Source organism: Paenibacillus sp. P32E (assembly GCF_001909085.1).
In the GTDB taxonomy this organism is placed as follows: domain Bacteria; phylum Bacillota; class Bacilli; order Paenibacillales; family Paenibacillaceae; genus Paenibacillus_AQ; species Paenibacillus_AQ helianthi.
Genome location: NZ_LVYY01000012.1, coordinates 109509 through 124432 on the forward strand (window position 1 = coordinate 109509; position 14924 = coordinate 124432).

General features: G+C 45.2%; 14 protein-coding genes and 1 pseudogene. All 15 read right to left on the bottom strand.

The window, feature by feature from the left end; all coding sequences use genetic code 11:
- Positions 1 to 58: 58 nt before the first annotated feature.
- Positions 59 to 1291: an S-layer homology domain-containing protein gene (locus A3848_RS12890; RefSeq protein ID WP_143192396.1), complete on the bottom strand. Its 1233-nt coding sequence runs from the start codon at positions 1289 to 1291 to the stop codon at positions 59 to 61.
- Positions 1292 to 1317: 26 nt separating this feature from the next.
- A pseudogene (locus A3848_RS12895) lies at positions 1318 to 1865 on the bottom strand (DUF5704 domain-containing protein).
- A 472-nt stretch (positions 1866 to 2337) separates the two neighbouring features.
- Complete coding sequence (locus A3848_RS12900) at positions 2338 to 2601, bottom strand: copper amine oxidase N-terminal domain-containing protein (RefSeq protein ID WP_178381994.1); 264 nt, start codon at positions 2599 to 2601, stop codon at positions 2338 to 2340.
- Positions 2602 to 2633: 32 nt separating this feature from the next.
- Positions 2634 to 2972, bottom strand: a complete 339-nt coding sequence (locus tag A3848_RS12905) for a hypothetical protein (RefSeq protein ID WP_074085343.1) — start codon at positions 2970 to 2972, stop codon at positions 2634 to 2636.
- A gap of 13 nt (positions 2973 to 2985) precedes the next feature.
- On the bottom strand, positions 2986 to 5133 hold the full coding sequence (locus tag A3848_RS32935) for a hypothetical protein (RefSeq protein WP_256702348.1): 2148 nt from the start codon (positions 5131 to 5133) through the stop codon (positions 2986 to 2988).
- Between the two features lie 195 nt (positions 5134 to 5328).
- Positions 5329 to 6537: an S-layer homology domain-containing protein gene (locus A3848_RS12920; protein WP_074085344.1), complete on the bottom strand. Its 1209-nt coding sequence runs from the start codon at positions 6535 to 6537 to the stop codon at positions 5329 to 5331.
- A 68-nt stretch (positions 6538 to 6605) separates the two neighbouring features.
- Positions 6606 to 7586 carry a hypothetical protein gene (locus A3848_RS12925; protein ID WP_074085345.1) on the bottom strand — a complete coding sequence of 327 codons (981 nt, stop codon included), beginning with the start codon at positions 7584 to 7586 and terminating at the stop codon, positions 6606 to 6608.
- Positions 7573 to 8124: a hypothetical protein gene (locus tag A3848_RS12930; RefSeq protein WP_074085346.1), complete on the bottom strand. Its 552-nt coding sequence runs from the start codon at positions 8122 to 8124 to the stop codon at positions 7573 to 7575. Before A3848_RS12930 ends, A3848_RS12925 begins: the two co-directional genes overlap by 14 nt.
- Positions 8125 to 8139: 15 nt before the next feature.
- Positions 8140 to 8502 carry a PDZ domain-containing protein gene (locus tag A3848_RS12935; RefSeq protein ID WP_074085347.1) on the bottom strand — a complete coding sequence of 121 codons (363 nt, stop codon included), beginning with the start codon at positions 8500 to 8502 and terminating at the stop codon, positions 8140 to 8142.
- Positions 8502 to 9041 (bottom strand): hypothetical protein, encoded by a 540-nt coding sequence (locus tag A3848_RS12940; protein ID WP_074085348.1) that lies wholly within the window; start codon positions 9039 to 9041, stop codon positions 8502 to 8504. The genes A3848_RS12935 and A3848_RS12940 overlap by 1 nt, the downstream gene beginning before the upstream one ends.
- Positions 9042 to 9067: 26 nt before the next feature.
- On the bottom strand, positions 9068 to 9586 hold the full coding sequence (locus tag A3848_RS12945; RefSeq protein ID WP_074085349.1) for a hypothetical protein: 519 nt from the start codon (positions 9584 to 9586) through the stop codon (positions 9068 to 9070).
- Positions 9587 to 9643: 57 nt separating this feature from the next.
- The gene (locus A3848_RS12950; protein WP_074085350.1) at positions 9644 to 10156 is read right to left on the bottom strand and encodes a hypothetical protein; all 513 of its coding nucleotides are present in this window, start codon (positions 10154 to 10156) and stop codon (positions 9644 to 9646) included.
- A gap of 13 nt (positions 10157 to 10169) precedes the next feature.
- A complete protein-coding gene (locus A3848_RS12955; RefSeq protein WP_074085351.1) occupies positions 10170 to 12251 on the bottom strand; it encodes a hypothetical protein in 2082 nt (693 codons plus the stop codon).
- Positions 12248 to 14095: an ATPase, T2SS/T4P/T4SS family gene (locus A3848_RS12960; protein ID WP_074085352.1), complete on the bottom strand. Its 1848-nt coding sequence runs from the start codon at positions 14093 to 14095 to the stop codon at positions 12248 to 12250. The genes A3848_RS12955 and A3848_RS12960 overlap by 4 nt, the downstream gene beginning before the upstream one ends.
- Positions 14088 to 14921, bottom strand: a complete 834-nt coding sequence (locus tag A3848_RS12965; protein WP_074085353.1) for a CpaE/TadZ family protein — start codon at positions 14919 to 14921, stop codon at positions 14088 to 14090. Before A3848_RS12965 ends, A3848_RS12960 begins: the two co-directional genes overlap by 8 nt.
- Positions 14922 to 14924 lie beyond the last annotated feature (3 nt).

Sequence of the window (14924 nt, forward strand, 5' to 3'; positions counted from 1 at the left end):
GATAAATAATAACACTAATAACAGCAAGCTTATCCCCCACTTACTCATATCACCCCATCTATTCATCTTTTAGTTTAATTTTCACAAAGGATCCATCATCTGTCTCCATGCTTCCATAACTTGTTCTATCAATATTAAGGAAACCTAATGTCCATAATGTAACTCCTCTTCCATCTCTATAACTAGAAAAGAATCTTTCGGATTTAGTATATGGTATAGTCAAATACCCATACTTATCCTCCAAAGTATAAGTTGATGTGTTTGCTCCGAACGTTATGGATTCAGCACCATTGTAATAATGATCTACTGTAAAGTGCTCTGTCTTTGGATAAATCGTAACTTCCATGTACGCTCTATATATTCCTGGTCTATCAAGAGAGTCTTCATTTCCTTCAACAAACAGCGGAGCATAAATTCCTTTGGGGTTATTAAAATCCTGTGTATCCACTACAATGAAATGATTAAGTTCAAACGCGCCAGCGTTGTTACTAAATGTCCGTTTTTTGCCCGCAACGTCATTGAAGGAAGAGTTCATCGCAGTTGTAAACGGACTAATTATATCTAGATTTGTTCTCTTGGTCCCAACTTCCCTCAATTCATTTAATCCAACAAAGCTGCTCGCCTGCTGCTGGCTGACATTATATAGACGCAGCAAAATAGCAGAGGCTTCGGCACGAGTTGCCTGCTTGGTTAATCCGAATGACCCATCAGGATAGCCGCTCATCAGCTTCGTGCCCAGGGAAACCGCAATATACGGAGCTTGGGACTGAGAAATGCCCTGTTTAAAGTACTCTTTAACCGGAAGCAATGTTGTGACTGTATCCTGTAAGGCTTGCTTATAATCTGTGTCAGTTGCCGCGAGTCCAGAGGTCATCCATTTGGCAATTTCCATACGCGTGATGGGTGTACTCGGCTTAAATCCATTCGGATAATCACTTGCATTAATGTAACCCAGGGAAACCGCCCGATTGACCTCAGCCTCACTCCAGTGTCCCGCCAGATCCGGGAAAACATTCGTTTGCTCCGTCTCGGCCTGCACCTTCGATACACGTGACAATAACGCTGCAAACTCTGCACGGGTTACCGTCCCATTAGGTTTGAATGTACCATCGGCATACCCTTTGAAGTAACCATTTTTCACCGCCGTTTCGATAGCTGCTTTGGCCCAATGCCCTTTAATGTCTGTAAATACACCAGTTTGCTGTGCTGCCACCGCTGGACGGACCTGCGCGAGTAAACTAATTCCTACCAGAGAAACGACGACTAGGCTGTTAAGTATTAATTTTTTCATTATGTACCTCCTGATTTTTGTTAGTTTCATTTCAATATGCTTCCTGTCTCTTGGGGAACAACATGATCTTCCACCTCTGTGCTGTTGGCAAGCTCGACCACTGGAGGATCATAGTTATTAGGGTAAAGTGTGACTGCTTCTCCCGGTAGCGCATAGTTCTCCATGCGTGCATGATCGATTCGATAGTCGGATAACTGATCTATTTGCCAGTACGATATTCCCTTGGTGTCAATTCAAAGGTATATGTTTTGTAAAATTTTTCCTTCTTAGGTTGCGGTGGTTGGGAAATCTTTGTGCCGCTCGGTCCCGTAAGATCCGGCTGTACTTCCTCCCATTTCGTCGCATATGTAACTTTTACGCTGCATTTATAACGAATTTGACCTGTCATATTGGCAAAGGTATGCTCAAACAAATAGTTTTTACCCAAGGCATTGGCGTATAAATTTTCTGAAGTAGAATGACAAATAATACACCGGGTAGCTCCCATCATATGTAAATCCATACGGGTCACCCGCTTGAATCGAACCACCGGTAGGAGCAGAGACTGTGCTTTTTTTGAAACCATGGTACTCATAAGTATTATTTCCGGATGTATGTGTAAACGAGTAAGCGCTGTTTTTTATTAATACTTCCTCTCCGTCTGTAGAACCGCTTATTCCGTTCAACAATTGCCCCGTAGTTGTGTAATGTTTAATTATAGCCTCACCGCCCTCCGGTTCCAGCTCAATAGTTAACATACTCGGTAAATAGTACCGATAGCTGATAACTCCAGGATCTACAGGCGCTCCCTGCGAAGTCACGTCTTCACCTATATTTCCTGTCTTATTTGTTGTCAAGTCACCTACGACTTTAATGCTAAATGAAACTGTACCTGTGCCTAGCCCACTAATAGCAGTACTGTGGGGAGATGTGAAATTTTTGCTGACATTAACTTTGAATTCTTCCCAAGGGTATAGATTGTATCTTGAGGTATTCCATATGTTCTCTCCATTAACCCAGTCTGAAGTCCCCTTAAATCCGATCTAAGCCCAATTCCCTATCTGACCCTATTCTAAAGGAACACCGAGTCCAAGAGAAACAAAGCGGAGAGGAACGTAGACACTCCCATTTTTCTCAACTGCATTGGCGTCTATTATTTTTGTTGCCCCATTAACATAAACCTTGTCCGCTCCAACTTGGATATCCACAGAATGGTCAGCAAGTGTAAATCCTGCCGTACGGGTCGTGGTATTCCATGTAACTTTTGCACCCAATTTCTCTGCCACATTTCTAATAGGAACCATAACCCGCAGGGTTGTATTTTCAAACAAACTGGAAATTGAATGAAACATTTCACGTTTTATTATGAATACCACTCATCGTCTGAAAATTCCTCATCATCATTGCTAGGTTCTATATTGCTTATGTTTACGAATCTTTTTATTTCTGACCGGACCAACGTCTGATCCTTACTCTCAATCAAAAAACCTCTATGATTATTCCAGGTCATATCAACCTCCAGTACTATATCCAACTCCCGGCACCATTCTATAAAATCATACATGATCATTGTGAAACAAACGTTGAATTTACGAATCGAAACCCAAACACCCATTCTGCCATCTGCAAAATCTTGTTGACGTAATTTTAAATCTCCACTTAAGAACCACTTAGTATTTTGATAATGCTTCTCTTCAAACATAAATTTATACCTCCTATTGTTTGTATAGTCCTGTCAGTACATCCATTGCTGGACTAGTCCTTACACTACTATATATAACTTCGTCCCATGAACCATACTTTGCAAAAAGCTGCTCCGGAGTAGGCCCTTCTGGTCTACCATATTGTTGAGTATTCCGCTCTTTCATGGCAGCTAGGCCGTCATAGTTATTAGAGTCAATATATGATTGCATTCTGTCAGAATTACGTTGTTCAACCTTCATCTTTGCTATGTCTTCAATTGACATTCCTTCGCTCTGAAGTTTAGCAACTTCATTCTCAAGTTTTATTTTCTTTTGCTCCATATTCTGTAGGTATTCCATTCTCTTAGTTCTAGCAAAAGCAACTTGTTTGGGATCTGTCCAATCCACCCCGAACTTATCTAAGGGAGAGCCTTTTTTGGGAGAATATCCGTAAATTGAAGCTGGATTAGCTTCAATTTCTGTTGCTATTTTAGGGTTACTTAAAGGATCAAATTTGGGAACACCTTTACCCATATCCTCAATACGAGTTTCCTTGATCTCCTTCGCTTTAATTCCCGCCTCATCACTGGCTTTACCTGCCACATCAATCTTTTCCACCTTGATATCCGGCAGCTTCCCTCGCACAAATCTCATCGTACTAGCAGCCACTTTGCTTCCTGCTGTAATCATTAGATCTCCCGCACCAGCAATAACGGTATTGATTCCCACAGCCGCTATTCGCTCACCCAGACTTTGCTTTCCATCATCCCTGAAATCATTGAACGCGTCAAACGCTTCGCCCACGGTCCCGCTGATGGCTCCCGCTACCACCGACTTCATTAAGGTAGGGGAGAAGTTCCCCACTGCACCTGAGGTTTTTACACTGTTCAAATACTTCAACGGTAGGCCTATGCTGATGAGGTTCCCCGCCAATTGTCCTGCATTCTTTCCATACGGATTATCCGTCGGGTCAACATACCCTACTGGTTTGGGTCCCATAGTCCAATCCGTAATTGTCCCTGCCATTCCATACGATGCCGTATCGATTGCATTCACCAGGATATTGCTTCCGCCTTCCAGAATATTGGCAAGCGTCTGGTTTCCGACACCACTTCGCAGCAGACGGTTTTTATCTGCCGCTTCCTTCTCCTGCTTTTCGTAATACGCTTTGGTCTCTGCATAGATCCGGTCCTGCTCCTCTGTCGATAGGGTGAACCAATACGTCTCTTTCAGCCGTTTGACCACCTCAGGGTTGTCCCGGTTTAAAATCTCTTCATCCGACACCTGCTTACTCGGCTCAGACGGTCCTATCGTGGCCTGCGGCTTCATCAGTGCCAATTGCTGTTTCGCCCAATCTCCCTTCGTCCCTTCCATCCTCGACATCTGCAGCAGAAGTGCATATTCTTCCGTTTCCAACAGAGGCACACTGCTGGTCGTACTCGACGGATCGTAGTCACATGCCTTCAACGCCGATTGCTTGAAATACACGCTTAATTCTTTCCCTGCCTCATATTGAGCCTTATCTACGCCCAGGGACTCCAGCTTCTTGCATGCGTCTTCCGCCAGCTTGTGCATCGCATCCATTTGTGTTTGATTTCCAAAAGTTTCGTATACCCCGTAGGCTGTCTGCGCCTTCGCGATCAGATTCCGTGCTTCGTTGATATCGTTTAGCTTACTTTGCGCTGCGATACCTTCTACGGTCCCAAGACCGGACTTTTGAAGGATGTCCCGAAGATTCCTTACCATCGGATCGCTATCCAGTTCATCCCGGCCTATTAGGGCAGCAATGGAGGAGATCAATTTCGTCGCTGCTTTCTGAGCAAAGGTTGGAATCGAATACCTCCCTTGGCTTCCGTTTCCCCCAAAACTTCCCAACATGCCTGCAAAGAGGCTGAACGGTTGGGTGAGCTGGCTGGCTTGCCGCTTGTTCTCTTCCTGAACGTTTTGGACACCTTGGACAGCGCTCCGAATGAGATCCTCCAGTTTTTCTGCTTCCACCGTCAGTTCATTGATGAGCACCTGAGCCTGCACCAGGTTTTGTCCCAACGGAATACCGCTCCAGTTGTTGGCCTGGCCTTTCAACTGCAGGTATAGCTGATTTGTGTCCTGACTCACCTGTCCGATCTTTGTTCGCAGGCGCTGGACTTCATCTACGTTAAATATTAGCTTTGTGGATGCCATGCGCTTCCTCCTCAACCGAAACAAATGTAGATAGATCATTTCTCAAACTATATTGGTTTTCGAGAGTCGTGTGTCGTGTTTCCTGTTCCCGCATCCAGACCTAATAGTTTTGTTTTTAGTCCTGTATAAGGGTAAGATATCGCTCCTGAATCTTCCAATGCACTGTTTACTTTGAACCATTTAACATCCTCTTCTCTAATGTTCACTATGAGGATACACATCTAAAATATCGTTATATGAAAAGAAATATCCGGAGTTCGGTGTCGATATCATTACTTCTACAGATCTTCCCAACTGATCTTTTGCAACTTTAGGAATAATAGAATAAGGAGCGTCAAATGATTCCTGGTGATAAACAGGTGCTGACATAGTTAATACACCATCTATTTGCTTAGGATTCGGTTTTCCTACTCCTAAAATTTCTATCTTTGCATATCGACCACCGAAATAACGATCCGGCGCATCATTTTTAACTGTTGATTTCCAATAGAGAAGATATGCTTTTTTATAGTTCGATACGGGATGACCAGGATTCCCATATTCTCCGTAGCCCCATCTAAGTGTATTCAAAGGAGCTACTTGTTTTAAATTTGGGTCGTTCGGATCTTCCAAATCAATCGCAATAAGTTCATGCAGGGTCGCCACATATTTGTTGTCTTTAGAGGTCAATGTTAACTTATCTTCTCTCCATTGATCTTCGTAGGTATCATATTGCGTCCACATTTGACCATAGTATCCAAAATATTCGGGCATTACCGTAAAAATATTCGTCTTATGCCAGGCCAATTCTGCGCTGCCAATTGCGTACTTATCTGTCGGAAGCTTGCCTCCGTTTTTTACAGTCAATACACGCTCTACGGTGGCTACAGATTGTGCTCTTGTTGTATATTCCTTTTCTCCAAGCTTGCCCGCACCCAGTCCAGAGATTAAGCCTGTTTTCGTAGCCAGATACATCCACTTATCGTCTTCCGTTGTCTTTAATCCAGTCGCTCGGGCAGCGATACGCGCCATCTCTTGTCGGGTAATCTTTTTATTCCATTCAGTATCCGAATTTGCAAAATCACTTTTGGTGTACAAGGCCGCTTGTTCCGCAGCTTCCACATAACTTTCATACCATTTCCCTGTAGTCTCCTCCACGGGTTGTCCGGTCGCTGTCACAATCATTTTGATAAATTCTGCGCGGGTTACATTTGCGTTAGGCATAAATAGCCCCCCGGGATATCCCACTACATAGCCTTTGTTTACCGCCGTATCAATTCCTGACTTCGCCCAATGATTAGCGGGAATGTCACTGAACGTAACGGGGGCTGCTTTGACTTTAGGATTGGATGATGAGACCATACAAACAGTGAGCACCAAGATGAAAGGGACTGCTTTTTTACTTAGTTTCAAAAGAGTATTCATAAAACACTTCCTCTCATTGTTAATATATATAAGTCTTGGATGGTACAACTCAATTACAGATTAAGTTACTAACGAACCGAACAATCTTCAATAAAATACCCTTTCCGTGCGGCCTCCTCGGGGTCGAACAGAGTCTCAATTACAGCCGCCCCGGCCGGTACACAGCTTTCTCCGTAGGCGATATGCCTTCCTGATGAATTCCGGGTACCTATTAGAACCTTGCGCCGCATCACTGCACCGCTGCCAAGGGAATAGGCATCCAGCAGCTCTCCGCCAGGAAGCGGATAACCTTGAATAAAAGCCATAATCCCCACATCCTGTATGGACTGCTCCTGCAGCCCTCGGGGTAGTGTGAACTGAATCGACAAACCCATCCGTTTCACCAGCTCCAGGTGCCTGTTAATTGCGGTTGCCAAATCATTTTCTACCAGTGAAGTTATCGTACTTTGCCGTACCTCACGGAAGAGTTCAATTGAGGTTAACGGTGAGAGATTGGTCTCCGCCGCCAGCGCTGAATACTCTCCCTCATAGAATTCATTTGATCCTGTATCATATACCCGTGCGGTGTCATCCAAAGTGAAATACAGCAGATTGCCGTTCCGAAGCTTATAGTAATAAGGACGCTCAGGCCAACTGACAGGCTTAAGCTCTCCCTTGCCGCTAACTGTAGCCGTGTCGTCCAAAGTAACCAGCCTATAGCCGCTATAACCAAACATAACCAGTGCCGGCATATGTAATTTCAAATTGTTCATTTCGGTCTGATTGTTCTCCAGTCCAAATTTCATAGCCAGATTACTGTAGAACACACTCAGCACATCCTGATCTAGCTGCAGTTGACGTTCCCGCCCGTAGTGCACCGCTGTTGTTGTCGGCTGCATTTCCAGTCGCGACAGATAATCACCCGCATCATCCACTGCGGACTGAAAATCATCCGAATACCGTTTGTACAGGTCTTGATTGAAGACCCGAAGATCTTCTCTGGTATCACCCATAAGAACAAGCGGAATAACCAGAATCAGAAAAACAAGCACCACACTAAGGGGCTTCACTTCGTACCATCCCCCCGTACTTCAAATTGACCGGAATTAGTTCACTATGAAAAAGCAGAGATCGCATTCGAGAGGCAAGCGTCGTCCCTTCGGATTCCAGCCGGACATTAAACAGATCGCCCACATGCATGGTGAATCTTCTGCCAGGATCATCTGCTGCCAGTGAAGTACCTGAATCCGGATATAAGACTTTCAAAATATCTTTATTAAAGTAGCCATCGTACCGGACACTGAAGCTGTTCTGGAATGTGGAATAATCGTCAGGGTTCGTATACAAAGGCTGCAAATTCTTTTTGTAATACTCCATTTGGACATCGAATACACCATATGAGGCATCAAGCGAATGGAGAAAAAGCTCATAGTCGCCTACATCCACGTACCCCTTAGCACGAACTGTATCCACGAATTCCACCACAGCCGCACTGGCTGCGAGCTTAGTATTCCTCTCTACAACCTCGGATTGGCGAAAAGCCGGATAGACTCCAAACACGAATGCAAGCAGAATAACGATAATTACACCTTTCAGCGCATCTGCCATGCGGCTCCTCCATTCTCAGCGGGTGGCAGAGATTTCCGTAATCATCTCATTGGTTCGCGTGACTCTTAACTGATAAGCAGCACCAGGAACTCCGCGCAAATCCACTGCTGTAAGGTCTGTTTCCTCATTAATCACAATGCCGTCAATATGTAAAATATAGTCCCCCTCCAGTGCCGCAGGGATCATACCGATGACTTGCTCACCGCTGACTTTTTTTAGATCGCCTGTCCCTTTGTAAAGCGCGTTTGCAACCGTTGGCTGCTCCGGTTGCCGGGCCTTGACGATGTTCTCCCCTTCCAAGTGTAGAAATGTAAAACCACCGATAGTGAATAATATCCAGGCGAACAGGGTTAGTAGGAATTGGGTGGCGGTTTTCATTAGTCCTTCGGGTTCTGATTAAATTCTATGATCCGAACCTCACCGTTTTTGTCCTTATGTAAGGTGGCTCTAAAAATAGAGAGTGTATTAATATTGCAATTTTTATCATTCGCACTACTAGAACTCTGGTCTAGCATTTCTGACACACTGTGCTTTTCAGCACCAGTGTTTGGTTTACTAACATCAAGCTCTTCAGCAGCAGTTTCACCAACTGCCGCTTTCGCAGGCTTATAGTAAGTGTTATACGTATTCTGAGCATAAAAGCCATCAGTATTTACGCCTGTCTTAATAAGAATTGAAAATTGCGGTCTGCCCTTATATCTCATGGCCGCATTAATCACATCCTGGCCGGAAACATCTTTATTATCATAAGTGTTAAATTCCGCCTGATTGATCATCTGGGTCTGAGCCAGCGTCTGCTCCTGGGCGCGAATGAAATAATTATTGATGATTAGATAAATACTCACACCTGCGGCAATAATTAGAATCGTGACGATAATGCCAATAACCCATTTCAACCCAGTTGAAATATTCTCCATATATACCACCTTTTCCTATATAGTACTTATTTCTGCGTAAAAACAATTAAGCGGACTTCCTGATTACTGTCCTTATAAACAACGGCTTTAAAGATTGAGAGAGTATTCACAAGATAATTAGGACTACTAGAGGAAGGCGTCTTTGTCTGGTCTAACATCTCAGATACGCTCACGCCATTACCATATTCAGTATTACTTAAATCAACTATCGACTTAGTTGTATCTGTAGGTTGAGTATAGTTTTTCCCATAGGTATTCTCCGCATAGAACCCAGTCGCATTTTCCCCGGTCTTAATCTTAATCGCAAACTGCGGACGACCCTTATACCGCATCGCCGCATTAATAACATCCTGCCCGGATACATCCTTGTTATCGTAGCTGTTGAATTCCGCTTGATTAATCATTTGGGTCTGGGCCAGGGTTTGTTCCTGTGCACGGATAAAGTAGTTGTTGATAACCAGGTAAATGCTCACACCAGCGGCTATAATCAGGATGGTAACGATAATGCCGATGACCCATTTAAGGCCGGTCGAAATATTCTCCATGATATTTTCTCCTCACTCTATTTGAAGCTTTCTCAATTCTACTGATCTTGGCGGCTCTTACTCCGCCACAAAGTAAATAGCCGCAATCCGCTCATTTTTGTCTTTTATCAGCTTCGCCCTATATCTGGCTTGCGGGCTGATGTAATACGAGCCGGATGCATCCGAGATATCCTCATCGTTTTGAACATTGGAATCAGTGTCAGTGCCGTCTTTGAACTTTCCGCTGGAATAATCAAATGCCCGTACACTGCCTTTCCCGCTCGGGTTCATGCTGAATTTTCTATACGATTCATCTTGTCCGTTGACATATGGTCTTTGAACATAAAGACAAAACCCATCCTGCGATTCATACCGCCGATACGCGGTTAGAATCTGTGAGCCGCTGACAATCTGATTGTCGAAGGCGGAATATTGCTGCTCCGACAGTTCCCTGGCCTGAGCCGCCGCCTGGCTATTCGCCAGCTCGACTACAGGCTGTGTTTTGCCCCACAGGAACAGTCCTGCTGAAATGATGGCAAGCGTAATTAAAATAGATATAGTTGTCTTAAGAAAGCTTGCTATATTCTCCATGCCTGTGTCTCCTTCACATTTTGCCAGTTACAACAGTCAGGTCGCCGAGCTGCTGGAAGGCCATATAGACGAAGGGAAGCAGTAAATATAAGGTGAACGTTGCCTGCATCGGCAAGAAACCGAATATTTTACCCAGTGTGCTTTTTCTGCTGATTACCTTCTCGTAGTGTTCCTTGCGCTGATCCATTGCGAATGCCCTCTCGGCATCCATATCATCAAACGCCTTCTTCACCGGGATCAGATCGGCTGCAACCTGCAAGCGGTCTGCCAGCCGTTCGAGCGGTACGAAGCGTGCATCTTCCTTCAATTTCTCAATAGCGCTCCAGCCTCCCGCTTCATAATCCAGCATGCAGCGCAGCAGTTGCCGCTCGAAAATGTAACTGTACCGATGCAGCCACTCTATCATTTCATACACGCTTATATTGGGAAATTGGGACAGCATCATAGACAGCGTATTGAAGCCATCCACCTCGTTCTGCATCTCCCATTTCCGCAGTTGGGTACGAATAATTAGATAAGCATCCGGGAGATAGAACCCGCCCATTGCCAGTCCAAATGCCAGTAGAAGCTCATACCATTTGAAATATTCCTGATGATAATCTTCCACTCTGTTCACCAGTTGCGCTGCATAAGCATTCTGGTCCAGGCTGGTTTGAAGAAACGGCTTATTCTCCGCTTTCTCCTGAATGTAGGACAGCATCTGATCCGGAGTAATATCCTTCGCTACCAATTCTCCAATGAGAGACTGCTCAAAGGCATACCGTTCCTCGCTCAGCATCTTCTGGGATTCCGTCTGATTGCCCCCCGTCGTAATCTGCTTATTGGGATGCAGGATGTTATGCTTGATATTGGCATGGATGGAGAATTGAATCGCCACGATCAGCAAAAAGATAACGATTGCCGCCATTGTTTTCTGCAAATAAAAGGCATGCTGTGACAGCCCGGAGTTGGCATCCTTCAATTTACCGGCTACCTTGAAATGGATAGGCTCATGTTCTTCAGGAGTGATCCTGTCTACCAGCTTGAAGATCCATTTTTTCTTCAAAAGCCGGTTTAACCACTTGCCCTCATCTTTGATCGCTTGCGTATCTTCATCCACACCCTTGAGAATCCGCAGGGCAATAAACGATACTATGAACGTGATGTATAGCAAGATTAGCGAATACAACCCCCATGCGGAATTGTAGTAATTGGATACAATCGGAAACATGCCCTCCGCCCAATTGCGGATCGGATCCAGCATGAATACCGGTGAAATAGCCACAAAAACAATGCCGTATAACAAACGGTCGATACGTTCACGTCGATTGATATCCATGTGAATCTCTTCTCTAATATTGCCGAGCATGGATAGATAAATGGAACGTTCCCCTTTATGTATGTCCGCATCGCCGTATTCACCTATTTTGTAGCTCACTCCGGCCAATTGCTTCATATACCGGTTAGGTGCAATCTCATAATATCTCTGCAGCTCATCTTCCGGGTCCACCGCTGCCAGAATTCCGGCAATCTGCCGGGCATGCACGGCTACCATGGGTTTCGAACGTTCCGCAGAGTTCTCCAGGCTGACTTGTACCATATGCGTCTGATGATATTCATGACGGATATCCAAAATCATAGAAGATTGGTCATACAGCATCTGCTTCACTAAACGGCCAATGAAGAGATCGCTAAGAATACCTCCTAAGTAAACAGAAACCAGCATAATTGTCGCACGGCTTACCCAGGAAGAAGTCCAGAGGAAAGAAAGTAACGAGATGATTAGAATACAAGCGACAATCATCATTGTCAGCGCAGCCGCGCGGCTCCTGATCATGATTTCGTTGCCGGCATGGATTATGGTCAGACGGGAGCGCATCCGGTGAAGGAGTTTCTTTACAACCGGAAGTTCATCTAGCACCGGATAAGCTTTATGTGCCTGCTCCAACCATCTTTTCCCCTTAGTACGTGCAGGCAGTAGCGCCTTTAGGCGTCTTTGCTCTTGATATTGCGTGCCTTTTAGTTTACGCTGCACAATGCTGAGCAGGACAAGCAGAATGGCCAGCAGCACGCCCGATGAGCCAAGAACAATCAACAAAACGGTTTGCAGACTCATGCAGATTGCCCCCAATACTTTTCAAGAAATGCAGTGAACTCCTGTGCATCCTCCTCATCCATATTTTTGCGCATTTCATCGATTTTACGGCTGCTGATTGGATGTTTGGCAACGTATTCTCCCGCCTCCCACACAATTACATCCTTATAGTCATAAGCGCGGCGATCTGTCATCCGGCCGAAATATTCAGTCATGGTATCCATAAAAGCATCCAGCTTATCCGCCATATTCTCCGGTTCCTTGTATTTCTGAGGATATTCATACTGGGGATCAGCCGGAATAATCTCTGTAATCCGTTCGATGTATCTTTTACCTGCACGCAAAACCAGATGGACATTGAAGCCAAGTGCTTCTACGACCTGAACCTCGGCAATCTTCTCGTTACTGAAGGCTCCAGATGCGATAAGACTGTTGCGTAATGCGCTGACCAGGTTAGCCAGTGTTTTGCCGTGATGCGTAAATAATGTATATTCAGAAGCCACCTGGGCTGCCTGTATTACATAACTAACTACACTGTGCGTGGCTGCCTCACCGACGATGTTCACTGCACCATCCGTTTTCTTCTGCACATCGAGCCCGTCCTGTCCACTAACAGAGGGTGTTTCTCTGAAGGATAAAATATTTTTGCCCGGATACATTTTTCTCGCCCAGATCTCGAAGGACGTTTCTTGAATCCGAATGTTCTTCGCATCAATATATTTGATCAGCGCCTTGAGCAGCGTTGTTTTCCCTGATCCCTGTCTGCCAGTGATGGCTGTGACCTGATGGCCCAGAATGAGAAAGACAAGCATATTAATAGCAAGCGGTGCACCCTGGTCTTTGATTTGCTGGTCCAGTTCCACAAGCGAATCGTTAAATTTGCGGACAAAAAAAGCCCAGCTTTCGGCCATTTTGGGCCGTACAACCACGACCCGGCTGCCATCAGCCATATCATTAATGATATATCCCTTGGACTCATTCAATTGTCCAGGATTACCGAACCCGTAAATATTTTGGCAGACCCGCTTGAGCTCCTTCTCTGAGCCAAAGCTTAAGAATTCCAGATGAAGTGACTTTCCCCGGTAAAATGTCCATACTGCATCATAGGACTGTGGAATGAAGTGCTGCTGCTTGGTATATTCCAGAAAGTCAGTTGTCTGCACAACATCTGGAGGCATACCGCTTGTTCCGCCATTGATACCGTCGATATTCTGGTCCCGAAGCTCATCGATAACTCCGAGGCCCTTGTAAATTTGATAGGCTCGCTGAACGATAATTTCAATTTTGTCCTGAATGGACAATCTCGGCTGCTCGGAACTATAGATACTGCGAATTTGTTCTTCGGTAATCTTGTAGCCCTTAGACCCGTCGGGAAGTCTTTGCAGTGTGTCCAGACTATACTTGCTTACCATTACATTAAATGCATCCTGCCCATGCTCTTTCTTGAAGACATGAAGCAGGATATCGAAGCAATCCTGTGAAGTCAGCCGGTTCGTATGACCGAAGCTGATAATCTTGTCTACATTACCTTCCTCTAGGCCATAGGTCTGAACCAGCAGATCCTTCATGTACAGCTTCACGTATTTCTTGGCGGACAAATCGCCGTGCATACAGCTTCTAAGCGCCTTCTGCAATTCTCTCCGCCGCGCCTTCCGGCGGTTGTATTCTTCTTCACTAGGGCTTCCTTCATAGAGAGACGAGGCAATAATCTCCTCAAAAGCCCGTCTCAGAAACAGCACGATTTCGTCTATATCATATTTTAGTTGAACGGACGGCGGAGCCGAGTTGTTACGTCTGCCCAGCCATAAGTACAAGAACACTCCAATAGCAATCAGGATAACAAAGATCAGAATCAGATTAATCATTTGCAACGTCCAATTCCGATACAGGGGAGATCTCCAGCGTCCTCAGAATGAGCTGCCCCATCTGGCGTACCGCACCAGTGAAATATCCGTCCTCACTGAACTCCAGAAAACGGGATTTTGCCTCTCTTGCCTTCAACAAGAACTGAACCATGCGCCGCTCGTTCTGGGCATCCATATAACCGATATGATGCGGGATGAAGCCTACTTCCTTTTTCTTCAAATCGTACTGCTTAATGATTCTCTCCCGATTAAATCTGGAGGTACGCTCATATGCACCCAGACAATACAGGACTGGCTTGGTTTTCGGCACAGGATCCTTGTTGTTTTTCAAAAAGTATGAATTCAGACTTACCTGATTCTGATTCAGGTTAACCACAATCAAATCTGCCTGCTCCATAACCAGAGACACCACATCCGGGTTGTCTTCAGAGGAGATGTCCACAAACAGTAAATCATAAAATCTTCGATAATCTTTAAAAATGTGCGGAAGCAAAAGCTCTGTCTCATGTTTCTCGGCACTCGTAGATCCACCCAAAAGCTCCAAACGATCTTTTAGAATGGACTCCGCATGATCTCTTATACCCTCGGGCGTGAGCATTCCGCACTGCACCAATCTCTCAATCGCATCCATCCCTCCCGAGGTCCGTGCAGACTGAAGCGTTGTTCTTGTCTGTGAGAATACATGCTCCAGTACCCCTCGCTCCAAATGCGTATGTGTCATTAACACCCTGATATGATGATCCAGCGCTAAGGTTGCCGCAACAGCTGCCATATTCGAAGTTGTTCTTCCCTGCCCTTGGGCAGGTCCCCAGAAAGCTACAAGCACAAT